Source organism: Bradyrhizobium sp. SRS-191 (assembly GCF_024586915.1).
Lineage (GTDB): Bacteria > Pseudomonadota > Alphaproteobacteria > Rhizobiales > Xanthobacteraceae > Bradyrhizobium.
In genome coordinates this window covers 220,583-241,995 of the sequence record NZ_JANBVS010000007.1, presented here as the reverse complement: position 1 = coordinate 241,995, position 21,413 = coordinate 220,583, and the positions used below count along the sequence as shown (strand labels likewise).

19 protein-coding genes are annotated in these 21,413 nt (G+C 65.5%); 8 read left to right on the top strand and 11 right to left on the bottom strand.

Features of this window, described 5'->3' with window-relative positions:
- Nucleotides 1-17: 17 nt before the first annotated feature.
- Nucleotides 18-914, top strand: coding sequence for an SDR family NAD(P)-dependent oxidoreductase (locus NLR35_RS15405; protein ID WP_257167373.1), 897 nt, complete (start codon nucleotides 18-20; stop codon nucleotides 912-914).
- 116 nt (nucleotides 915-1,030) lie between these two features.
- Nucleotides 1,031-1,510, top strand: a complete 480-nt coding sequence (locus tag NLR35_RS15400) for a hypothetical protein (protein WP_257167372.1) — start codon at nucleotides 1,031-1,033, stop codon at nucleotides 1,508-1,510.
- Nucleotides 1,511-1,612: 102 nt separating this feature from the next.
- Here NLR35_RS15400 and NLR35_RS15395 read toward each other — a convergent pair whose 3' ends face one another.
- The 4 genes from NLR35_RS15395 to NLR35_RS15380 form a co-directional block, all read right to left on the bottom strand.
- The gene (locus NLR35_RS15395) at nucleotides 1,613-2,245 is read right to left on the bottom strand and encodes a hypothetical protein (RefSeq protein WP_257167474.1); all 633 of its coding nucleotides are present in this window, start codon (nucleotides 2,243-2,245) and stop codon (nucleotides 1,613-1,615) included.
- A 181-nt stretch (nucleotides 2,246-2,426) separates the two neighbouring features.
- A complete protein-coding gene (locus NLR35_RS15390) occupies nucleotides 2,427-2,693 on the bottom strand; it encodes a hypothetical protein (protein ID WP_257167371.1) in 267 nt (88 codons plus the stop codon).
- 87 nt (nucleotides 2,694-2,780) lie between these two features.
- On the bottom strand, nucleotides 2,781-3,749 hold the full coding sequence (locus tag NLR35_RS15385; RefSeq protein WP_257167370.1) for a nitronate monooxygenase family protein: 969 nt from the start codon (nucleotides 3,747-3,749) through the stop codon (nucleotides 2,781-2,783).
- Between the two features lie 56 nt (nucleotides 3,750-3,805).
- The gene (locus tag NLR35_RS15380; RefSeq protein ID WP_257167369.1) at nucleotides 3,806-4,444 is read right to left on the bottom strand and encodes a hypothetical protein; all 639 of its coding nucleotides are present in this window, start codon (nucleotides 4,442-4,444) and stop codon (nucleotides 3,806-3,808) included.
- Between the two features lie 158 nt (nucleotides 4,445-4,602).
- On the opposite strand from NLR35_RS15380, the gene NLR35_RS15375 reads away from it, so the two are divergent.
- Nucleotides 4,603-6,165 (top strand): AMP-binding protein, encoded by a 1,563-nt coding sequence (locus NLR35_RS15375; RefSeq protein WP_257167368.1) that lies wholly within the window; start codon nucleotides 4,603-4,605, stop codon nucleotides 6,163-6,165.
- Between the two features lie 1,048 nt (nucleotides 6,166-7,213).
- Here NLR35_RS15375 and NLR35_RS15370 read toward each other — a convergent pair.
- Together NLR35_RS15370 and NLR35_RS15365 are read right to left on the bottom strand one after the other, a co-directional pair.
- Nucleotides 7,214-8,890 carry a methyl-accepting chemotaxis protein gene (locus tag NLR35_RS15370; RefSeq protein WP_257167473.1) on the bottom strand — a complete coding sequence of 559 codons (1,677 nt, stop codon included), beginning with the start codon at nucleotides 8,888-8,890 and terminating at the stop codon, nucleotides 7,214-7,216.
- Between the two features lie 375 nt (nucleotides 8,891-9,265).
- Nucleotides 9,266-9,391: a hypothetical protein gene (locus NLR35_RS15365; protein ID WP_257167367.1), complete on the bottom strand. Its 126-nt coding sequence runs from the start codon at nucleotides 9,389-9,391 to the stop codon at nucleotides 9,266-9,268.
- Nucleotides 9,392-9,715: 324 nt separating this feature from the next.
- On the opposite strand from NLR35_RS15365, the gene NLR35_RS15360 reads away from it, so the two are divergent.
- Complete coding sequence (locus NLR35_RS15360; RefSeq protein WP_257167366.1) at nucleotides 9,716-11,407, top strand: methyl-accepting chemotaxis protein; 1,692 nt, start codon at nucleotides 9,716-9,718, stop codon at nucleotides 11,405-11,407.
- A 209-nt stretch (nucleotides 11,408-11,616) separates the two neighbouring features.
- Here the strand turns inward: NLR35_RS15360 and NLR35_RS15355 are convergent, their stop codons facing one another.
- Nucleotides 11,617-12,021, bottom strand: coding sequence for a DUF1801 domain-containing protein (locus NLR35_RS15355; protein WP_257167472.1), 405 nt, complete (start codon nucleotides 12,019-12,021; stop codon nucleotides 11,617-11,619).
- 228 nt (nucleotides 12,022-12,249) lie between these two features.
- Here NLR35_RS15355 and NLR35_RS15350 point away from each other — a divergent pair, with 228 nt between their 5' ends.
- Entirely contained in the window at nucleotides 12,250-13,938 is a 1,689-nt protein-coding gene (locus NLR35_RS15350) for a methyl-accepting chemotaxis protein (protein ID WP_257167364.1), read from the top strand.
- A gap of 373 nt (nucleotides 13,939-14,311) precedes the next feature.
- Here NLR35_RS15350 and NLR35_RS15345 read toward each other — a convergent pair whose 3' ends face one another.
- Genes NLR35_RS15345 through minC form a run of 4 tightly spaced genes read right to left on the bottom strand, consistent with a single transcriptional unit; the run spans nucleotide 14,312 to nucleotide 16,910 of the window.
- The gene (locus NLR35_RS15345) at nucleotides 14,312-15,085 is read right to left on the bottom strand and encodes a thioesterase family protein (protein ID WP_257167471.1); all 774 of its coding nucleotides are present in this window, start codon (nucleotides 15,083-15,085) and stop codon (nucleotides 14,312-14,314) included.
- 21 nt (nucleotides 15,086-15,106) lie between these two features.
- Nucleotides 15,107-15,382, bottom strand: a complete 276-nt coding sequence (minE, locus tag NLR35_RS15340) for a cell division topological specificity factor MinE (RefSeq protein WP_257167362.1) — start codon at nucleotides 15,380-15,382, stop codon at nucleotides 15,107-15,109.
- Nucleotides 15,379-16,194: a septum site-determining protein MinD gene (gene minD, locus NLR35_RS15335; protein WP_257167361.1), complete on the bottom strand. Its 816-nt coding sequence runs from the start codon at nucleotides 16,192-16,194 to the stop codon at nucleotides 15,379-15,381. Before minD ends, minE begins: the two co-directional genes overlap by 4 nt.
- A gap of 20 nt (nucleotides 16,195-16,214) precedes the next feature.
- On the bottom strand, nucleotides 16,215-16,910 hold the full coding sequence (gene minC / locus NLR35_RS15330; RefSeq protein ID WP_257167360.1) for a septum site-determining protein MinC: 696 nt from the start codon (nucleotides 16,908-16,910) through the stop codon (nucleotides 16,215-16,217).
- Between the two features lie 518 nt (nucleotides 16,911-17,428).
- On the opposite strand from minC, the gene NLR35_RS15325 reads away from it, so the two are divergent.
- The 3 genes from NLR35_RS15325 (at nucleotide 17,429) to NLR35_RS15315 (ending at nucleotide 21,407) form a co-directional block, all read left to right on the top strand.
- Nucleotides 17,429-18,067, top strand: coding sequence for a hypothetical protein (locus NLR35_RS15325; RefSeq protein ID WP_257167359.1), 639 nt, complete (start codon nucleotides 17,429-17,431; stop codon nucleotides 18,065-18,067).
- A 49-nt stretch (nucleotides 18,068-18,116) separates the two neighbouring features.
- The gene (locus NLR35_RS15320) at nucleotides 18,117-19,748 is read left to right on the top strand and encodes an ABC transporter substrate-binding protein (protein WP_257167358.1); all 1,632 of its coding nucleotides are present in this window, start codon (nucleotides 18,117-18,119) and stop codon (nucleotides 19,746-19,748) included.
- Nucleotides 19,749-19,877: 129 nt separating this feature from the next.
- Complete coding sequence (locus tag NLR35_RS15315) at nucleotides 19,878-21,407, top strand: ABC transporter substrate-binding protein (protein WP_257167357.1); 1,530 nt, start codon at nucleotides 19,878-19,880, stop codon at nucleotides 21,405-21,407.
- Nucleotides 21,408-21,413: the final 6 nt, after the last annotated feature.

The following is a 21,413-nucleotide window of genomic DNA, read 5'->3' as shown; positions in this document are numbered from 1 at the left end:
CTCCCCCGGCTTCTTCCATGACATCACGCCGGCGTGCGCTCGCCGACGCTGCTGGTGGGCTCGCTCTTGGGGCAATCGCCGGCGCTGCCGCGGTGGCGCAGGCAAGCCAACGTCCGTCTCCCACCATCATCGCGGCGCCCAAGCGGTTCGCGGGCAAGACGGTGCTGATCACGGGCGCCACGTCAGGGATCGGGCGCGCCGCCGCAATCGCGTTCGCTCGCCAGGGTGCAGCCGTCGTGTTCTGCGGGCGGCGTGAGGCGCTGGGCCGCGAGCTCGAGGCGGAGATCAAGGCCCAGGGCGGCCGCGCGCGCTATATCCGTGCCGACGTCCGCGTCGAAGCCGAGATGCGCGACCTCGTGGCGCAGACCATCGCGACCTTCGGCAGCCTCGATATCGCGCTCAACAATGCCGGCATCACCATCGAGAAGCCGCTTCACGAATACGACGCCGGCGACTGGAACGACATCGTCGATACCAATCTGCGCGGCGTGTTCTTCGCGATGAAATTTGAGATCGCCGAGATGCGGGCGCGCGGTGGCGGCACGATCCTCGTCACATCGTCCTCGGTGACGCATCGCACGGGGCCACGCCGCAGCATCTATACCGCGACCAAGGCGGGACTGATCGGGCTGATCAGGTCGGCGGCGCTCGACTATGCCGAGGACAACATCCGCATCAACGCGATCCTGCCGGGGACCACCGACACCGCGCTGGTCCGCCGCGTCGCCGGCACCGAAGGCATGCCCGACGCGATGTGGCAGATCGCCGCGAAGCAATGGGCCAACGCCAAGATGCCCGGCCTCAAACGCATGGCCTCGCCGGAGGAGATCGCCGAGTTCGCGGTTGCGATGGCCTCCCCTGAACTCACCTACACGACGGGCGCGGCGCTGAGCTCCGATGGCGGCAGCGGCTGAATTTTGAACGGCCGCAGGAAACCTTTCACGCCACCGGCGATTGCCACGAACAGAGATTGTCATGCAGGGCTGACGCGACTGCACGTCGTAGCGCCCTCACACAAAGGATGTTCGACATGCAAGGCGATCAACCCATCAGCTGGCTGATGTTCTTTACGCTCGCGGCCGCGATCATCATCGCCGCGGGCGCGTTCCTGGCCTTCCTGCGCTCGCGCCATAATCGCGAGATCGCCGCCGTTGCGCTCGAGGGCGACGGGCGCGGCCGCGGCATGGCGCCGTCCGGCGCGCTGCCGGAGCTCGGCGGCCTGTTCGTACTCGGCCTCGTCGTGGCCGGCCTGCTGGTGGCAGGTTATCAGAGCGGCGGCGCGACCCGCTTCGCCGGTGGCGACAAGGCGACGCCGGTTCCGACGGCGCCGACCAACACCGACCGCGGCACCCCCGTGGGCGCCGGCGCGGCGATCACCCCGCCGCAGGCGCCGACCATGACCCAGCCGGCCCGGCCGGATCCGGACCTGCGCACCGCCCCCGCCTCCTCGCCGACCGGTGCCGGCCCCGAGAGCGGTGGCCATCCGGAGGCCAATCCGCCGGCCCGCTAAAAACGGAACGTCTGAAAAGCAAGAAGGCCGCGCTCAGCGCGGCCTTTCTTCATTCATACGCTCTTCATTCATACGCTTCAGTTGCAGGGCATCCCGACCGCGTCAGATCATTGCCGCGACCTTGTCGAGCCCGATGGTGCGGGCGAGCCGCCGCACTTCGTCCTTCTGGTCCTCGCGCAGCTGCCACAGCAGCGGCATCGCCGCCGATTTGAGCTGCTGGACCTCATCCGAATCCGGATCGATCGCCACGGCTCCCGGCTTCGGGGCGCCCTGGCGCGTGCTGTGGATCTTGCGGGCGACGTTGCGCAGGGCGCTCTCCACCGCCGGCCAATAATATTCCTGACTCGACGACAGCCGCAGCCGATCCTTGATGCCGGCGATCTGGGTATCCGACAGCAGCGAATAGGCCTTCTGGACCTCCGGCTTCAGCGGGGCCGGCGTCGGTTCGCTCCGGGCGAGAATCTTCGACTTCGGCACCACCGGCTCGGTCGCAACCACCGCCGCGGCGGAGGCCGAGGCTTTCGCCATCTCGGGCTCGGACGGCGCATAGGCGTAGGCCTGGCGGAGCGTGGTCTTCGGAGCGGCGGCCGGCTGCTGCGGCTCAGGAGCCGCAAGTGTGACCATGGCGAGGCGATCGCCCTTGGCTTCGCGGTTGGAGATCGGGCTCTTGGCGACGACAGCCGGCATCATGGCACCGGCCGAGGGAACGCTGTCCCGCATCAGGACGCTGGTCACGGCCGCGCCTGCGATCAGAACACCCAGCAAAGCGACAAAAGCGATCGACTTCGTCACGCACATCTCCGTATTCCGGCCGACAGGCCGCACTTCGCCGTAAAGTGGGAGTTAATTAAGGCTATACGATGCCACAGAAACACCGAGGCCACCATTCCGCCCTGTGAACATGGCGGATATTTTTTCATGCAGCAGAAGAGAGCTCGGCGGGCATCTGCAGATCATAGGCCGCCTGGATGTCGGCGACGATGTCGGAGGCCTCCCACAGCGCGGCCGGTTCCACCGAATGCAGGCTGATGGTCCAGTTCCCGCCGCGCGCGGTGCGCGGCACGCTCATGATGTCGAACTGCACGCTTCGGCACAGCGGATGGCGCTGCAGGGCATGGCCGACGCGGATGCGGATTTCATCGAGCGTCACCCGCTCCTTGCCCTGTCCCAACTCGATGCCCATCGCGCAATTCCGCCAATCTCAAACTTGGCCGATTGTGGGATCGGATGGTTAATGCCCGCTTAAGGAGAAAGGCCGCGTTTCTCCGCATCAGGACACCTCGAAGGCGCGGCGATACTCATCAGTCGTGCGTGCGACCAGCGTCGCCACGTCGACGATGTCGGTCACGCCCGACGTCGCATGGCCCGCGCTCCAGACGTCGCGCCAGCGCTTCGGCCTGCTCTCGCGCGCGCCGACATCGATGTCCTTGCCGATCTCGATCGTGCCGCGCGCCGGCAAATTGTCCGGATCGAGCCCGGCGGCGACGATGGACGGGCGGAGCATGCTGGTCGGCAGGCCGGTGAAGGCCGAGGTCAGCAGCACGTCGTCCGCCGAGCTTTCCACCAGCATCGTCTTGTAGCGCTCGTCGGCCATGCTCTCGCGCGTGGCAATGAACCTCGTGCCCATGTAAGCGAGGTCGCAGCCGAGCACCTCAGCGGCGCGCAAGCTCACGCCGTCGCTGATGCCGCCGGCGAGCACGATCGGTCCGGCAAAGAAGCCGCGCACGGCGCGCACGAAGGCGAAGGGATTGAGCCAGCCGGTCTGCCCACCGGCGCCGGCCGTGAGCAGCACCAGGCCATCGGCACCGGCCTCGACGGCGCGCTCGGCGTGGCGGATCGAGGCGACGTCGGCGAACACCAGCGCTCCCGCATCGTGCAGCGGCGCGATCACAGGCGCGGGCGAGCCGACCGAGGTGATGACGAGCTCCGGCCGATGCCGCAGCAGGACCGCGAGATCATCCAGGAGCCGGACGTTGGAGCGATGCACGATCAGGTTGGGACAGACCGGCGCCGCCGCAATGCCGCCGACATCCACTGCGCGGCTGCGACGTTCGGCGATCTCGCGCAGCCACATGTCGAGCTCGTCGGGCGTGCGGCAGTTCACGGTCGGGAATGCGCCGATGACGCCGTTGATGCAGGCCGTGCTGACGAGCTCGATGCCCGACACCAGGAACATCGGCGCTGCGATCAGCGGCAGACGCAGCCGCGCCCGCAGGGCGGCAAATGGGCTCTGTTGCATGGCGCGCTCTCCCTCAGGCGATTTACCTAAGGGGATAGCGGCGCGGATGCTTGCGTTCAATCGTCGCCGAAGAAGCTGAAGCGCGGGCCCTGCATGTCCACCGGCTGTGCCGCATAGGTCCGCGGCGTGGAATCGTCGCGGACGGCCTGCTCGACCGCGCGCATATCCTGCTCCCGGCGCTGCCGGCGACGCTCGACATATTGGCGATGACGCTCGGCGCGGCGCTGCTCGGCGGCGCGCTTGCGCTCGGCCTCGCGCGACTTCTGATCGGTATCCTGGGTTTTCTCCGCGGACTTGTCCTGAACCTTCTCCGGCTCCTTGGCCTGCGCATCCTCGGGCATGCTGGTCTGCGCATTGGTCTGTGTGGGAGCGAGCGCGGCGGTGGTCGTCTCCGCGGCCGGAGCTGGCGGCGGCGGCGAGGCATTTGCTGCGGCAGGGGTCGTCGCAGCCGATGTCGCCGTTGCGGGAGCAACCTTGATCGGTGACGTCGCGGCCGCCTGCGTCGCGGCCAGATAGGAGGTGACCGTCGGACTCGGCGATGGCGCATCGGGGACGGACCGCTCGAGCTTCGCCGACTCCAGCGCCGGCGACTTCGGATGCATGCCCTCGGCGATCATCAGCCCGCCGCCAAGACCGGCGGCGACGGCGATGGCGACCGTTCCGGCGCCTGCAAAGAAAGCTGTCGAGGTGCGCATGGCCGTACTCCCTGATTGTTCGGCCGGGCAACGCGGCGCGCGCGGCGATGTTCCGAGCAACCAGCGAGCGAGTCGCTTGAGCGCAAGGCGCATTCTGCTAGCCTTTGCGACAAGCCCCGCGACGCAACAACGATCGGGGGGGATCGGGAGGACGTTCCATGCATCATCAGCTCCATTCATTTCCGGTCGTCTGCGAGCAGACGCTGCTGACATTGTCGCGTCATCCCTCGCGCACGGCCTTCAGCTGGCCGGGCGGATCGCTGACCTATCAGGGCGCGATCGATCTGATCGGTCGTATGCAGAGCGTGTTCATGCGGCTCGGCCTGACGGCCGGAACACGCGTCGCGTTCCTCACAGCCAACCGCGCCGATGCCTGGTGCGCCGGCATGGCGGCCCAGCTGTCGCGGCTGGCGATCACCTGGCTGCATCCGCTGGGATCGCTGGAGGACCAGCTGTTCCAGCTGTCGGATTCCGAGTCGCAGGTTCTGGTGATCGATGCCGCGGCGTTCCGTGATCGCGGCGGCGAGCTCGCCTCGCGTGCCCCGGGCGTGCACCACGTTTTCACACTGGGAACTGCGGATTATGGCGCCGACCTTCTGGTCGCCATCGACAAGGCCGGCCACGCCACCGCGCGCAATTTCGCCACGCCGAACGATGTTGCGACCTTGAACTACACCGGCGGCACCACCGGCAAGTCGAAGGGCGCGCTGCGTCACCACCGCGAGTATGGCGGTTTCGCCACCGCGATCCTGGCCGATTTCGAGATCCCCGAGCGTGCGCGCTATCTGACGGTGGCGCCGATCAGCCATGTCGCCGGGACCAAGGTGCTGCCGACCCTGATGCGCGGCGGCACCGTGCACATGCTCAAGGGCTTCGACCCCGAGGCGGTGCTGAAGACGATCGAGCGCGAGCGCATCAACTTCACGCTGTTCGTGCCGACCATGATCTACGTTCTGCTCGACCATCCGGCGCTGGCGAAGACCGACCTCTCCTCGCTCGAGCTCGTGCTGTACGGCGCCTCGGCGATGTCGCCGACGCGCCTCGTCGAAGGCATCGAGCGCATCGGCCCGGTGTTCTCGCAGCTCTACGGCCAGACCGAATGCTATCCGGTCTCGGTGCTGCGCAAGGCCGACCACGATCCGAAGCAGCCGGAGCTGTTCCTGTCGTGCGGCTTCCCGATCGCGGCCTGCGAGGTCAAGATCCTCGACGACGATGATCAGGAGGTCGCGCAGGGAGAGGCCGGCGAGATTTGCGTGCGCGCGCCGCATGTGATGACGGAATATTGGAAGCGGCCTGATATCACCGCCGAGACCCTGAAGAACGGCTGGCTGCACACCGGCGACATCGCCCGCCGCGACGAGCGCGGCTACATGTACATTCTCGATCGCAAGAAGGACATGATCGTCTCCGGCGGCTTCAACATTTTTCCTCGCGAGATCGAGGATGTGCTGACGCAACACGCCGATGTCGCGATGTGCGCGGTGGTCGGCGTGCCCGACGACAAATGGGGCGAGGCCGTCACCGCAATCGTCGTGCCGCGCGCGGGCGCACAGCCCAATGCGGCCGAGCTGATCGAGCTGGTCAAGACGCGCAAGGGCTCGGCGCATGCGCCGAAGCGGATCGAGTTCGTCAGCGAGCTGCCGGTGACCGGCGTCGGCAAGATCGACAAGAAGGTGCTGCGCGCCAGGTACTGGGAGGGACGCGAGCGGATGGTGGGGTAGCGGCAAAGCCTGCTCACTCACGTGGACACCGTCATTGCGAGGCGCGCTCGCGCCGAGGCAATCCAGGGCGGCACGCGTGACCCTGGATGGCTTCGCTGCGCTCGCCATGACGGAGACCTAGCGCACACCGAGACCAGACGACTCGATTGCGCGACGTCTGGTCAGCCCGGCTCGCAACCGCCGCACTCCGGTGTCGTCCCGGGCAAGCGAAGCGCGACCCGGGATCCATAACCACAGGGGGGCGTGGTAAGCGCGGATGTCGCGACGGGCGCGCCTCATTCGACCTCCTGTGGTTATGGGTCTCGGCTTTCGCCGGGACGACACCATTGGTGTGGCACGAGCGTCGGCACCCGATAGCATCCCGCCTCGACCAATGAGCGCGCCGCCCTTCGAGTCGACCTGAACGACTGTTGCGCAGGCTGCAAACGCGGCATCGCCGTCTCGCGGCGCCTCTGCGCCCGAGTGTTGCTGTATTCCTCCCCTCCATCGGAACGGAGGGCGCAGGGAAGGCCAGGCCTCGACCGAGGCCTGCGGTCCGCGTGCAGCAAAAAAGCACGCGGCAGAACCACAGGTTCGGCCGGATCGACCCGGCCTTCCCTGCGCGATGGGTTGACGGATTATACGCAGTCTCCCCGGTGACCGGCTTGTTTGCCACCGTCATCCCGCAAGATGCCCGTGGGCGATCTCACGAAACTTGACCTCAGCGTCGGGAGGCCAGGACCCTGCGACTTCACCGTCCGCGACGAGACGTACGTCGGCATGCATGGAGCACGCTGCGCCCGTCGCGGCCACCGCCTCCCACCCCAACGCGTCGTGACGTTCGCGAAGCGCCCCTCGTGGATGAGGCGGGATGCGGAGAGGAAAACACGAATTTCGGAAAACGCAAAGCTGAATATTTTTCGCGCGGCATCTGGACAGCCCAAATCAGACTGAACTGACTGCTGAATTCAGCTTGGCGCCGCACCGCTTTGGTCGCTCGGATGTTCCTCGAAACTCGCGATGTCGTCCGGACGACCGTGGACCGGTGATCCGCAGCGGGTGCCCTGCGTCAGGCTGCCCGCACGGTCGTGAGGAATCTGCCAATTTCTACTTTGAGACGCTCACTGTCCCGGGAGAGAGATTTGGCCGCCGCCAGGACCTGGCTGGAAGCCGAGCCGGTCTCGGCCGCCCCACGCTGGACTTGAACGACGTTCGTCGACACCTGCTGTGTTCCGGAAGCTGCCTGCTGGACGTTACGGGAAATCTCCTGGGTGGCGGCGCCCTGCTCTTCGACCGCGGCAGCAATCGTCGAGGCGATCTCGGACAGCTTCTCGATCGTCGTCGAGATCGCCCGGATCGCATCCACCGACTCGTTGGTCGCCGTCTGTATGCTGCCGATCTGCTGGCCGATTTCCCCAGTCGCCTTGGCGGTCTGCTCCGCCAAGGCCTTAACCTCGGTTGCAACCACCGCGAAGCCGCGGCCCGCCTCGCCCGCGCGCGCCGCTTCGATGGTGGCATTGAGCGCCAGCAGATTGGTCTGCCCTGCGATGGTGTTGATGAGTTCGACCACGTCGCCGATCCGGCCGGCCGCCTTGGACAACTCGGCGACCTGCTCGTTGGTCTTGCGTGCCTGACCGACCGCCTCGTTGGCCATCCTCGCGGATTCCTGCACCTGCCGGCTGATCTCCGTCACCGAGGATGACAGCTCCTCGGTCGCAGAAGCGACCGATTGAACGTTCGCAGAGGCCTCTTCCGACGCAGATGCAACGGTGGTGGACATCTCTTGAGATCGCTCGGCGGTCTTGCTCAGGCTGCCGGCCGAGGCCTCGAGCTGCGTCGACGCCGACGACACCGTATCGACGATCTCGCCGACGGCCTGCTCGAAGCGGTTGGCGAGAGCGAGCATATCTTGGCGCCGCTGCTCGGCCTGTCGGCGCTCTGTCTCCTTTTGCTCGGCCTCCAGAGCCTGCACACGAATGGCATTGTCTTTGAAGACCTGCACCGCCTTCGCCATCTCGCCGACTTCGTCTCGGCGGTCGGCGTAAGGGATCGCAACGCTTAAATCATTGTTGGCGAGCCGCCCCATCGCGACGGTCATGCTGGTAATGCCCCGCGTGACAGCCGAATTCAGAATGATCAGGGACAGGAGCGCGATCACGACCATCACGAGTCCACCGGTGACGATTGCCGTCTTCGACGAAGCGAGGGCGGCTTCAGCGGCATCCGCGCGCGTCTGCAGCAGCGATGCTTCAGCGTCGATCACCTCTTTCACCAGACCGCGAAGGCCATCCATGTACTTCTTGCCAATGCCCGAGGCGACGAGATTGCGCGCCTCCGCGACGGTTTGCGGGTTGCGCATGAGCGCAATCTCTTTCTCGGCCACCTCCTGCCGCCAACCCATCGCTGCCTTTTCGATCTGCTCGAACCGCCGCTGCTGAGCGGGATTGTCAGACGTCAGCTGCTTCACGTCGTTCAGTGCAGTTTTGAAGGCCGCATCCGAATTTCGATAGGGCTCGAGAAAGTTATCGGTGCCGGCAACCAGAAAGCCACGCACACCTGTTTCGGCGTCCACCATCGCGGAAACGAGCGCTTTGGTCTGGTCGATCACCTTGTAGGTATGGATCGTCCATTGGTTGTTCTGGGCAAGAGTAACGAGATTCTGCCAGGTGATGATGCTCGCCACCAATGAAACGATGATGGTCAGGAGGAAGGCGCCACCGATTTTACGTGACGTCTTGAGGTTCATAAGCGAGGTCAGCACCTGAAAGCTCCGAATAGGCCGCAGCTTTGCTGCAGGCAGGAATTGCGACTACGCAAATCGCCTCCTGATGGTGCCCGGCTGCCGATAAATGATGGTTAATCTTGGCGGTCGTAGTTTCACGGGGGCCTGGGATGCCACGTCGAAATCGCCCTGCCGGCGGTCACTCTTGAGACGATCGCCACGATGACAGAGCCCCGAGATCGGAAGGGCCAGGCGACCGTTTCCGAAGTCCTGGCACGTTGTCGAGGCGCATGCGCCGCGTGCGCAATCGCGCACGAGGCCGGGAAGACGATGGGGACTGCGGAAACCGGTGCAAACGCAGACGCCGGCGTGCGAGCACACCGGCACGCTGCGCCATTCTCATTGGTTCTCGATATCAGGATGCGCTTGCTTGATCAGGCTGCGGACACGCGCCGGCTTTACGCCGCGCCAATCATCGAGTTCAAGATCCTCGCTTCGATCAGTTGCGCGTTCGATCAGTTGCAAGGCAGGCCCCTTGGGGGATTGCCTTGAACGATTCCCTTGCGGGATTCCTTCGTTGCAGCCGGCATCGGGCGTTCACTGCGGCAGGTCATCCATCCGTTCCTCGACAACCGCATTGATCCTGTCCTTCAACGCCGTCCATCGCAGAGCAGCCGCAGTAGTTCTACGGCCCAGGGTTCCTGCTCAAGTTTAGGGCAAAATTTAAGTCTCGGATCGTTAATCGACAACGATTTCGCACTGCGATGCTTACTCAAGAAGCAGATCATGCGCATTTTTGTAGCAGCGAGTCCATGCGCACGGCTCGTTGGCACCGAACCGGAGTAGAAGATGTCGTTCTTTTCCAACCTGTCCATCCGCAACAAGGTTCTTCTTGCCTTCGGTGTGGTGCTGATAACGGCCGTCGGCCTCGGCGGCTTCTCGATCGACCGCCTGGGCACCGTGAACGGCTCGGCCGCGGAAGTGCGCGACAATTGGCTGCCGGCAACGGGTTGGCTCGGCACGATCTCGAAATCCGTCGAGCAGTACCGGGCGCGCCAAGGACAATTCCTGCTGGCGGCCACGGCCGAGGAGAAGAAGCAGCAGGAAGAGCAGATCGGCGAGAGCCTGGAGCTGTTCAACAAGACCTGGGACCTCTACGAGCCGACAGTGACGACAGCGGAAGAGAAGGCGCTGGTGGCCGCCTTCAAGCGGCCATGGACCGCCTATCTCGAAGACAGCAAGCCGCTGCTCGAGCTGTCGCGCAAGAACCAGACCGAGGCGGCGACCGTCTTGTTCATGGGCAAGCTGCGGGATGAATTCGTCGAAGCCCGCAAGGCGCTGGAAAAGGACCTCGCCTGGAACGTCGAGCAGGGCAAGAAGGAAGCGGACAAGGGCGCTGCGGTCTATCAGTCCTCACGCTCATGGATCCTGGCCGTGATCGCGCTCGCCGTCATTCTCTGCATCGCGATGGGCAGCATGATCGTCACCGGGGTGTCGCGCCCGATCGCGGCGATGACGGAGGTGATGCGACGGCTCGCCGGCGGCGACATGACCGCGCAGATTCCCGGCGCCGAGCGCAAGGACGAGATCGGCAAGATGGCCGGCGCCGTGCAGGTCTTCAAGGACAATGCCATCGAAACCGAGCGGTTGCGCGCCGAGCAGGCGGAGGCCGAGAAGCTTGCCGCCGAGCGGCGCAAGCGCGAGATGAACGAACTCGCCAACAACTTCGAGGGCGCGGTCGGGCAGATCATCAACACGGTATCCTCGGCCTCGACCGAGCTCGAAGCCTCCGCCTCGACGCTCACCTCGACCGCCGAGCGCACGCAGCAGCGCACAACCACCGTCGCAGCCGCTTCCGAACAGGCCTCGGCCAACGTTCAGTCGGTCGCATCCGCGACCGAGGAGCTGAGCTCGTCGGTGACCGAGATCAGCCGGCAGGTGCAGGAATCGGCGCGCATGGCCAATGAGGCCGTCGACCAGGCACGCAAGACCAACGACCGTGTCAGCGAGCTGTCGAAGGCGGCCGCGCGGATCGGCGACGTCGTCGAGCTGATCAACACCATCGCCGGACAGACCAACCTGCTCGCGCTGAACGCCACCATCGAGGCGGCGCGGGCCGGCGACGCGGGCCGCGGCTTCGCGGTGGTCGCCTCCGAGGTCAAGGCACTGGCCGAGCAGACCGCAAAGGCGACCGGCGAGATCGGCCAGCAGATCGCCGGCATCCAGGCCGCGACGCAGGATTCGGTCGGAGCGATCAGGGAGATCAGCGGCACGATCGAAAAGCTGTCGGAAATTTCCTCCACCATCGCCGCAGCCGTCGAGGAACAGGGCGCCGCGACCCAGGAGATCTCGCGCAACATCCAGCAGGCCGCGCAGGGCACGCACGAGGTGTCGTCGAACATCACCGACGTTCAGCACGGCGCCAGCGAGACCGGTTCGGCCTCCTCGCAGGTGCTGTCGGCCGCCCAGACGCTGTCGCAGGACAGCAACCGCCTGAAGCTGGAGGTCGGACGCTTCTTGACCACGGTGCGCGCCGCGTAGCGCGCCTCCAGGCTGAGATCATTCCTGGATGCGATCTGTCACGACGGCGAAGCCTGCTCCCATCATTGTCCGGAGAGGTCGCGCGCCGGACGAGGACAGACGGAGATCATGAGAAGACGAAGATCCACTGTGATGCCCGGGACGGCCCCGGACATCACGGTTTGGAACGAGCAGGCTCATGAGGCGACAGCGACATCGGCCTGTACGCACTAGCGCTTTCGCTTTGCCGTGTTCAGCGCCACCGCGGCGCGGATCAGCGCTATGAACGCGACCGTGTCGATCTCGTCACCGTCGTGGAGATCGATGGCGCGACGGGTGTTGCCGTCCAGGCTGGCGTTGAACAGGCCGCACGGGTCCGGCAGCGAGGCGCCCTTGGCAAAGGTCAGCTTCACCGCCGCTTTGTAGCTCTCGCCGGTACAGATGATTCCGGCATGCGACCACACCGGCACGCCGCGCCATTTCCACTCTTCGATCACGTCGGGGTCGGCCTGCTTGATCAGCTCGCGCACGCGCGCCAGCGTTGCGCCGCGCCAGTCGGCAAGCTCTCTGATCCGGCCGTCGATCAGAGCCGACGCCTCGCCAGGCGCGTGCTTGGTGTCTTTCAATGTCGCCATCACTATCGTGCTCCCCGCCATCACTCCGGTTCCATACCGTAGTTGTACCGTCATCCTTATCTGCGTCATTTTAGCGCATCGTTTAACTTCTCGGCTGCTAATCACGACGAGCCCCATAATCGATGCCTCAACGGCGAGCATCTCACGCGCACCCTCACCAGCGTGCGCTGCCCTCATGGGTCCTTCCCCCTTTCAATCCTTCCGGGACCATTCGAGCTGGAGTCGCAGATGCCGTCTTTTTCCAACCTGTCCATTCGCAACAAGGTCCTGCTGGCCTTCGGCATTGTACTGCTCACGGCCATGGGGCTTGGCGTCTTCTCGATCGACCGTCTGGCGAGCGTGAACGGCTCGGCAGCGGAGGTGCGCGACAACTGGCTGCCCGCGACCGGATGGCTCGGCGAAATCTCCAAAACGGTTGAAATGTATCGGTCGCGGCAGGCGCAGTTGATCGTTGCTCCCACGGCTGCCGAGAAGCAGCGGCAGGAGAAATTCATCGACGAGACGCTCCAGGCTTTCGACAAGACGTGGAGCCTCTACGAGCCCACGGTGACCTCCGCGGAGGAGAAGGCGTTGGTCAAGGCCTTCAAGCAACCGTGGCTTACATATCGCGACGACAGCAAGAAATTGATGGAGCTCGCACACAAGAACGACTCTGAGACCGCCACCTACTTCATGGGCAAGCTGCGGGATGATTTCAGCAACATTCGCAAGGCGCTCGAACAGGACCTCGCGTTCAATGTCGAGCAAGGCAAGAAGGAGGCGGATCGCGGCGCGGCGGTGTACGTGACCTCGCGCAGCTGGATCCTCGCGGTCATCGCACTTGCCGCCATTCTCTGTATCGCGATGGGCTATCTCATCGTGTCCGGCGTGTCGCGGCCGATCACCGCGATGACGGATGCGATGCGCAGGCTCGCCGGCGGCGACATGTCGGCCATCATTCCAGGCGCCGGGCGCAAGGACGAGATCGGCAACATGGCCGGCGCTGTTCAGGTGTTCAAGGACAACGCCATCGAGACCGAGCGGCTGCGCGCCGAGCAGGCCGAGACCGAGAAGCTCGCCGCGGAGCGGCGCAAGCGCGACATGCATGAGCTTGCCAACAGCTTCGAGAGCGCGGTCGGGCAGATCATCAACACGGTGTCCTCGGCCTCGACCGAGCTCGAAGCCTCCGCCTCGACGCTCACCTCGACCGCCGAGCGCACGCAGCAGCGCACCACCACCGTGGCTGCCGCCTCCGAGCAGGCCACCGCCAACGTGCAGTCGGTCGCATCCGCGACCGAGGAGCTGAGTTCGTCGGTGAGCGAGATCAGCCGGCAGGTGCAGGACTCCGCCCGGATGGCCAACGAGGCGGTCGACCAGGCGCGCAAGACCAATGATCGCGTCAGCGAGCTGTCGAAGGCGGCAGCACGGATCGGCGACGTCGTCGAGCTGATCAACACCATCGCCGGCCAGACCAACCTGCTGGCGCTGAACGCCACCATCGAGGCGGCCCGCGCCGGTGATGCCGGCCGCGGCTTCGCGGTGGTCGCGACCGAGGTCAAGGCGCTGGCCGAGCAGACGGCCAAGGCCACCGGCGAGATCGGTCAGCAGATCTCCGGCATTCAGGCGGCGACACAGGAGTCGGTCGGCGCCATCCGGGAGATCAGCGGCACGATCGAGAAGCTTGCGGAAATCTCGTCGACCATCGCCGCAGCCGTCGAGGAACAGGGTGCGGCGACCCAGGAGATCTCGCGCAACATCCAGCAGGCCGCGCAGGGCACGCACGAGGTCTCGGCGAACATCACCGACGTGCAGCACGGCGCCAGCGAGACCGGCTCCGCCTCGACACAGGTGCTGTCGGCCGCGCAGACGCTGTCGCAGGACAGCAACCGGCTGAAGCTGGAGGTGGGACGGTTCCTGAACACGGTGCGGGCGGCGTAACGCGCGACGTGAGGGAGAACTTCGGACGAGAATGATCGGGAGAGGCATCGTCGGCAGCGACGGTGCACTCCCTCTCCCCGTTCTTCACGGGGAGAGGGTCGGGGTGAGGGGCAGCCGCACGGGAAGTGTGAGTTGCGAGATTTGCATCCCGCTCAATCTAATCGACATCCTCGAGTGCCAACTGATTGGCGGTGATGAGCTTGATAGTATGCGCCACTGGGTGTGGCTGCCCCTCACCCCAGCCCTCTCCCCGTGAAGAACGGGGAGAGGGAGCGCACCGCGCCATGTTGCGGCAGCTTTTGTCGTTTATATAGAGCGCGAACGACGGGGATTGATCAGTCCAGCCATGGACGCGACGAATCCGTCCCCCTCCTCACCGCTTCTCGATCACCAGGCTCTGCACCACCCGGCCGAAATAGCCCCTCGCATCCCCCAGCCGCGCCATTGCCAGTCCTGCGCCATCGGGGCCGATCCAGCTTTCGGCATCGAGCAGGATCCACTCGCCGACCGGCTCGCGGGCCATGTTCACGGTGAGGTCGGCGTTGAGGAACGTGTAGCTGTGGAAGTCGAGCGCGGCCGAGGTGCCGTTGCAGAAATCGCTGGCGACGACTGCGCGCATCGCCTGTGACACGGCGTGGCCCTCGACCAATGGCCAGTCGACGCGGTACCAGATCGCGCCGGGGCCCCTGACGCCGAAGCGGCCGCGCGCGGCGCGCAAGGTCATGCCGCGCACAAAGGGACTGGTGGAGAAATCCGCGGGCTCCGGCTGCGCCTCGTCGGGGCCGGCGAGATCGACCGGCAGCTCGCGGACGTCATCCGGCAGCGGCACGGCCTCCTGCCGGATCTTGAGCACGGTCGCGGTGACGACGACCGTGTCGCCGGCGCGCAGGCGCACCGCCGAGAGCTGGATCTTGCGGCCCTCGCGCAGCACCTCGGTCTCGACGCTGAGCTCGGCGAGCGGCACCGGCCGCATCAGGTCGATGGTGACGCGAGCGATGCGCATCGGCGACTTGGTCGGGATGCGTTCCGCCGCCCACACGGCGAGCGCCGACGGCGCCGAGCCGTGCTGCATGGTCGGATCCCAGGGACCCGCAGCGTCGGGACTGACGATGACTTGATTGTCCGTGACGCGGAAGATCGGCCGCATCAGCGCACGTCTCGCCACGCGTCAGCCCGCGCTGGCAAACGCGCGATCGGCGCCGGTTGGTAGTTCGATGTCGACCTCGAGCGTCGAGACATGCTTCCCCCGGTCCATGCGGACGATGACCTTGTCCGGATCGAGTACCACATGGCGCGAAACCACGGCGAGGATTTCCTCGCGCAGCTGCATCAGGAGATCGGGCTGGCCGCGCAGGCTGCGCTCATGCGCGAGCAGGATCTGCAGCCGCTCCCGGGCGACCGGCGCAGACGCGGCACGTCCTGTAAAGAGCCGCAATACGCTCATGCAGCCCTCCGTCCGAGCAGCAGGTTCATCAGGCCCTTGCGCTCACTCGGGATCTGCATCTCGACGGTCTCGCCGAGCAGGCGGCGCATCGCGTCGTGATAGGCGCGCGCCGGGGCGCTCGCCGGGCTGTTGAGCGTGACGGGGCAGCCGACATTGGAGGCACGCAGCACGTCCTGGCTCTCAGGCACGATGCCGAGCAGCGGCGTCGCCAGGATCTCCAGCACGTCGTCGATCGACAGCATCTCGCCGCGCGCGGCGCGGCCGGCATCATAGCGGGTGATCAGGATGTGCTTCTCGACGCGCTCGCCGTTCTCGGCGCGCACGGTCTTGGAATCGAGCATGCCGATGATGCGGTCGGAATCGCGCACCGACGACACTTCCGGGTTGGTGACGATGAGCGCCTCGTCGGCGTAGCGCATCGCGAGCATCGCGCCACGCTCGATGCCGGCCGGGCTGTCGCAGATCACCCAGTCGAAGCTCTTGCGCAGCTCATGGATGACGCGGCCGACGCCGTCCTCGGTCAGCGCGTCCTTGTCCTTGGTCTGCGAGGCCGGCAGCAGCCAGAGATTCTCCAGCCGCTTGTCGCGGATCAGGGCCTGCGGCAGCTTGGCGACGCCGTGCACGACGTTGATGAGGTCGAACACCACGCGGCGCTCGGCGCCGAGCACGAGATCGAGATTGCGCAGGCCGACGTCGAAATCGACCACCACGACCTTCTCGCCGGCCTGCGCCAGCGCCGCGCCCATCGCCGCCGTGGTGGTGGTCTTGCCGACGCCACCCTTGCCCGACGTCACAACAAGTACTTTCGCCATTTTACGAATCCTCCTGCTACTCAGTTCAATGCAACGATCTTCATGGAATGACCTTCGAGCCAGGCCTGGGCGGCCCGGCCGCGCAATGCATCGTCGATCTGCTCGGCGGTCTGGTAGTAGCCATCGATCGCGACCAGCTCGGCCTCGATCTTCTGGCAGTAGATGCGCGCCGCGGAATTGCCGTTGATGCCGGCCATCGCGCGTCCGCGCAGCGCGCCGTAGACATGGATGGAGCCGCCGGCGACGATCTCGGCGCCGGAGGACACCGCGCCGAGCACGGTGACGTCGCCGTCGGGAAACACGATCGACTGGCCGGAGCGCACCGGCTGATCGAGCAGCAGCGAGGTCGGCTGTTGCAGAGACGGCTTCTCCGGCTCGATCTCCTGCACCGCGCAGTGCCGGCCGCCGGACAATAGCGGCGGCATGCCGAGCGACAGCCGCGCCTGCTCGACGCCTTCGAGGCCGAGCACGCGGATGTTGCGCGATTCGATGCTCTTGATGAGATGGGTGATGGCGAGCGGGCTCAGATCGACCGCCGAGAGATCGAGCACCACCGGCTTGCCGACGAAGAAGCCGGGCGAATTCCTGAGCGTCGCGTCGAGCTCGGCGAGCCAGTCGGCGACCGGCACCACCGGCGAGAACACGAAGGCGACGTAGGAGCGCCCGCGCAGACGAATAACAGGACGTACCGTTTCAGCGCTGGCACTCATGACCATCCGACCCAACCCTCTTAGCGATTGGTTAACTCTCGGCGCCAGATGGTTAACGGATGGTTAAATCGACGCTAAGCCGCTCGAAAATCGACAGCGGCGCGCCTGACATGGTTCGATGATGATCGAATCAAGGCGCAAACTTGGCGGCATTGAGACGCAAATCATGAGCAGATGCGTCAAGACTAAACTCGCCTCATTTTAATCACATCATGATGATAACTTTAACGTACATATAATTCGGAGCCGACGGCTTTAAGCGGTTCCGATCAATTGACACTCGTCAGGGGGCGGGGCATGGGATCGATAGAGGCGCCGAAGGCACGATCAACGTGTCATGGCGCCTTGCAGGAAAGGGCTCTTGGCGTGCGATCGCTGATCGGCGCGAACCGTCTGATTCTGCATGTGATTCCGGCTGAACTGAAGTGGCAGAACCGCTCCCGCTCTTCGTTTGAAACTAGCTCTCATACGACCGTGGCAGAAGCGTATCAGTTTACCGGAATCGAGCGTCAGAGGAGTAGCGTATGAGTTCGTTGAGTGAACAGAATCCGATGAACCCGCAGGACCCGCTGCACTATGCACCGCGGTGGCTGCGCGAACGTCCGGAAGCCGCGCGTCTATCTCTCGTCGGTGACACCACCAAGGCAGCGGAGGCGGCCGAGCGTCCCGCTTCGGGACAGCAAGGACCGCTCGATGCTCGCCTGGAGACCGCCGTGTTCGAGTCCCTTCGTCAATCGTTGAATCCGCAAGTCATGCGTGAGCCGCCGGAGTTCGAGCGCGAGCGCGACCGCCGTTCGGTCGTGTTCAAGATCGCCGGCCGCTTTGCAGCCGCCACCGGCGTCGCCGCCGTCGTCGCGCTGTTCTTCGTCAACATCGTTCCGGTGTGGCGCCAGCCCGATGCGAGCTCCTCCTTCGTTGCCGCCGTGCAGTCGATGAAGACGCTGCCGCCGGTCGCGGCCGATGCGCAGGACGCCGCCAAGGCCGACCAGACCAGCGCTCTGCCCGAGCGCGTCGAGCCCCAGGTCCCGGCGCTGTCACAGTTCAAGTCGCTGCTCGCGGACGCTCCGGCCCCGGCGGCAGAGGCCGATACGCCCGAAAAGCCGATGCTGCAGCAGTTCATGCAGTGGAATCAGAAGACGGGTCAGATGGAGCGGGTTCGCTAATCCGCCACGCCTGAGCCGAACTCAAACAAAGATCTCGCACAAGGCGATCATGATCGACGTCCTACCGCAGAAAGCGGCAGCACGCGGTCCGTTGGTTCACGCCCGTATCGCAGCCATGCTGCTCGGGACCATCGTGGCCGTCGGAGCCTTTGCCGTGACCGGCGACGCCCAGGCAGCGCCGGGCGAGACTGTGAGCGTGGCGCGCCAGCTCGGCAGCCGCGTCGGACCGATCATCGGCTCGGCGCTCGCCTGCCGCGACATCGCGCGGCCGCGCGTCCAGGCGATCATCGAGAAGTTTCAGCTCGTCATCCGCGAGGCCGCCACGAGCGAGGCCGATCGGGACGAATTGACCCGCCTGCTCGACCGCTATGTGGCCGAAGGTCGCAGCCTGGTCACGTCGGGCCGGATGGATTGCCGCGGCGCCGAGCGCCAGCTCGCCGATCTCGAACAATCCATCGCAGCGCCGCCGGCGGCGCGCGCGAACCTGCCGGGCGTGACGATCGCGCCTTCGGCCGCCGTCGCCGCCACTGCGCCCGCGCAGATCCTGCCGCCCGTGGTCGAGACGCGCGGCGTGACGCAGAGCGACATCAAGTTCGGCATGGTCATCCCCCATAGCGGCCCCGTGAAGGAAAGCGGGCGGCAGCTGAAGATCGGAGTCGAGGCCGCCTTCAATCGCGTCAATGAATCCGGCGGCGTCAACGGCCGCGTGCTGAAGCTCGTGACGGCCGATGACGGCTATGATCCGGCGCGCACGCTCGATGCGATGAAGCAGCTCTACGAGAAGGAGCAGGTGTTCGGCTACATCTGCAACTTCGGTTCGGCGACCGCGGCGGTCGCCATTCCCTACGCGCTCGAGCGCCGCACGCTGTTCTTCGCGCCCTACACCGGCGCCAATGTCGTGCGCCACGATCCGCCGGATCGCTACGTCTTCAACTACCGGCCGAGCTATGCCGAGGAGACCGACGCGCTGGTGCGCTATCTCGTCAAGGTCCGCAAGCTGAACCCGCGCCAGATCGTCGTGTTCGCTCAGAACGACGCATTCGGCGATGCCGGCTTTGCCGGCGTGTCCAAGGCGTTCCGGACGCTCGGCGCCAACGAGAACGCGATCGTGCGCGTCAACTATCCGCGCAACAGCATCGAGGTCGACGACGCGATCAGCCAGCTCAGGCTGCTGAAGGCGCCGGTCCGCGCCGTGATCATGCTGGCGACCACGCGTGCCGCCGCCAAGTTCATCGAGAAGGCGCGCGACGTCTTTCCGGGCGTGGTCTTCGCCAACATTTCGGCCGTGGACGGCTCGGCGCTCGCCAGCGAGCTGATGCTGCTCGGGCCGCGCTACACCGACAATGTCATCGTGACACAGACGGTGCCGGGCGTCGCCGGCTACTCCAGCCTGGTGCTCGACTACAAGAATGCGCTGGCCAAGTACTTCCCGGGTGAGACCGCGGACTACATGTCGCTCGAAGGCTATGTCTCGGCGAGCATCCTGATCGAAGGCTTGAAGCGCGCCGGCCAGAGCTTCGACACCGAGCAGCTCGTCGAGACGCTCGAGACCATGGGCAACGTCGATCTCGGACTGGGCGCTCAGCTCGGCTTCGGCCGCTCCGAGCACCAGGCCTCGCACAAGATCTGGGGCACTGCACTGGACGAAAGCGGCAACTATCAGCCGATCGAACTTGATTAGGATACCGCTGGACAGGGAGCCGGTACCCGCTACCACAGACAAAAGCGCGACAGAGAAACCCGACATTAATTCGAAATGGCACGAATAGCAGAGCAATGAGGGTTAGCTAGAGAGCAAGTGGATAGTTCGATGACACTCCGTTGGTCCGCGTTGATCATCGGGAGCCTGTTTGGAGCTCCCTTCGGCACCGCCTTTGCGGCGGCCCCTGATATGGTCCGGGACCTCGCCAGCCGGGTCGGACCGATCGTGGGACAGGCCTCGGCCTGCCCGGATATCGCGCAGGGGCGCGTCCAGACCATCGTCGACAAATTCCGCGAAGCCATCCGCCAAGCCACGAACAATGACAGCGAACGGGATCAGCTGACCCGGACCTTCAACGGCTACATTGCCGAAGGCCGCAGCCGCTCCGGAGCCGCGCAGGCGAACTGTCCCGCGGCGGAGCGGCAGCTCACCGACCTCGAGCGCTCGCTCAGCCAGCCGGCCGCGGCCGGAACACCGCCGCAGACCAGGGCTGACGCGACCACGGGCGCTGTCACCAGCGCTCCGGTGCGCGGGATCACCGACCGCGAAATTCGCTTCGGCATGGTCCTGCCGTTCTCCGGCATCCGCAAGGAGACCGGGCGCCAGATGCGACAGGGCATCGAGATCGCCTTTGCGCGCGCCAACGATGCCGGGGGCGTCAACGGGCGCACGCTGCGGCTCGTCGCGGCTGATGACGGCTACGATCCGAACCGCACGCTAGCGGCGATGGGGCAGCTCTACGACAAGGAGCAGGTGTTCGGGTTCATCGGCAATGTCGGCACGGCGAATTCGGAAGTCGCGATCCCCTATGCGCTGGAGCGGCGCGCGCTGTACTTCGCGCCGAACACCGGGGCAGCGGTGGTCCGGCGCGATCCGCCGGATCGCTACGTGTTCAACTATCGGGCGAGCTATTCCGAGGAGACTGCCGCCCTGGTGCGCTATCTCGTCAAGATGAAGCGCATCCCGCCGAAGCAGATCGCCGTGTTCACCCAGCAGGACGCGTTCGGCGACGACGGCTTTGCCGGTGTCGGCAAGGCCTATCGGCAGTTGAACATCGGCGACGCGGTGACCCGGTTCAGCTATCCGCGGGCGACCATGGACGTGGAAGAGGCCGTCGCCCAGGTCAAGGCGCACAAGCCGGGCCTGAAGGCCATCATCATGGTGGCGACCGACCGTGCCGCGGCCAAGTTCATCGAGAAGACGCGTGATGCGGTACCGGGCCTGATCTATGCGAACGTGTCTGCGGTCGGATCGACCTCGCTCGCGACCGAGCTGAAGCTGCTCGGCCCGCGCTTCACCAATGGCGTCATCGTGACGCAGGGCGTCCCCGCCGTTTCCGGCTATTCGAGCCTGGTGCTCGACTACAAGAATGCACTGGCCAAATACGCTCCGGGCGAGGCCCCGGACTATACCTCGCTCGAAGGCTACATCTCGGCGACGATCCTGATCCAGGCGTTGAAGCAGACCAACCCGCTCGATACCGAACGACTGGTCGACACCCTGGAGTCCATGCGCAGCCTCGATCTCGGCCTCGGCACCCCGCTTGCATTTGGACGCGCAGAGCACCAGGCGTCGCACAAGATCTGGGGCACGGCGCTCGACGAGAACGGCACGTATCAGGCAATCGAACTGGAATAGACTGAG

Excerpts from the sequence above, each read along its gene's own strand:
- NLR35_RS15350 (WP_257167364.1), top strand. The coding sequence starts at position 12,250 with ATGCCGTCTTTTTCCAACCTGTCCATTCGCAACAAGGTCCTGCTGGCC.
- NLR35_RS15320 (WP_257167358.1), top strand. The coding sequence starts at position 18,117 with ATGATCGACGTCCTACCGCAGAAAGCGGCAGCACGCGGTCCGTTGGTT.
- NLR35_RS15360 (WP_257167366.1), top strand. The coding sequence starts at position 9,716 with ATGTCGTTCTTTTCCAACCTGTCCATCCGCAACAAGGTTCTTCTTGCC.
- NLR35_RS15375 (WP_257167368.1), top strand. The coding sequence starts at position 4,603 with ATGCATCATCAGCTCCATTCATTTCCGGTCGTCTGCGAGCAGACGCTG.
- minE (WP_257167362.1), bottom strand. The coding sequence starts at position 15,382 with ATGAGCGTATTGCGGCTCTTTACAGGACGTGCCGCGTCTGCGCCGGTC.
- NLR35_RS15400 (WP_257167372.1), top strand. The coding sequence starts at position 1,031 with ATGCAAGGCGATCAACCCATCAGCTGGCTGATGTTCTTTACGCTCGCG.
- NLR35_RS15345 (WP_257167471.1), bottom strand. The coding sequence starts at position 15,085 with ATGCGGCCGATCTTCCGCGTCACGGACAATCAAGTCATCGTCAGTCCC.
- minD (WP_257167361.1), bottom strand. The coding sequence starts at position 16,194 with ATGGCGAAAGTACTTGTTGTGACGTCGGGCAAGGGTGGCGTCGGCAAG.
- NLR35_RS15370 (WP_257167473.1), bottom strand. The coding sequence starts at position 8,890 with ATGAACCTCAAGACGTCACGTAAAATCGGTGGCGCCTTCCTCCTGACC.
- NLR35_RS15385 (WP_257167370.1), bottom strand. The coding sequence starts at position 3,749 with ATGCAACAGAGCCCATTTGCCGCCCTGCGGGCGCGGCTGCGTCTGCCG.
- NLR35_RS15315 (WP_257167357.1), top strand. The coding sequence starts at position 19,878 with ATGACACTCCGTTGGTCCGCGTTGATCATCGGGAGCCTGTTTGGAGCT.
- NLR35_RS15380 (WP_257167369.1), bottom strand. The coding sequence starts at position 4,444 with ATGCGCACCTCGACAGCTTTCTTTGCAGGCGCCGGAACGGTCGCCATC.
- NLR35_RS15390 (WP_257167371.1), bottom strand. The coding sequence starts at position 2,693 with ATGGGCATCGAGTTGGGACAGGGCAAGGAGCGGGTGACGCTCGATGAA.
- NLR35_RS15325 (WP_257167359.1), top strand. The coding sequence starts at position 17,429 with ATGAGTTCGTTGAGTGAACAGAATCCGATGAACCCGCAGGACCCGCTG.
- NLR35_RS15355 (WP_257167472.1), bottom strand. The coding sequence starts at position 12,021 with ATGGCGACATTGAAAGACACCAAGCACGCGCCTGGCGAGGCGTCGGCT.
- minC (WP_257167360.1), bottom strand. The coding sequence starts at position 16,910 with ATGGTCATGAGTGCCAGCGCTGAAACGGTACGTCCTGTTATTCGTCTG.
- NLR35_RS15405 (WP_257167373.1), top strand. The coding sequence starts at position 18 with ATGACATCACGCCGGCGTGCGCTCGCCGACGCTGCTGGTGGGCTCGCT.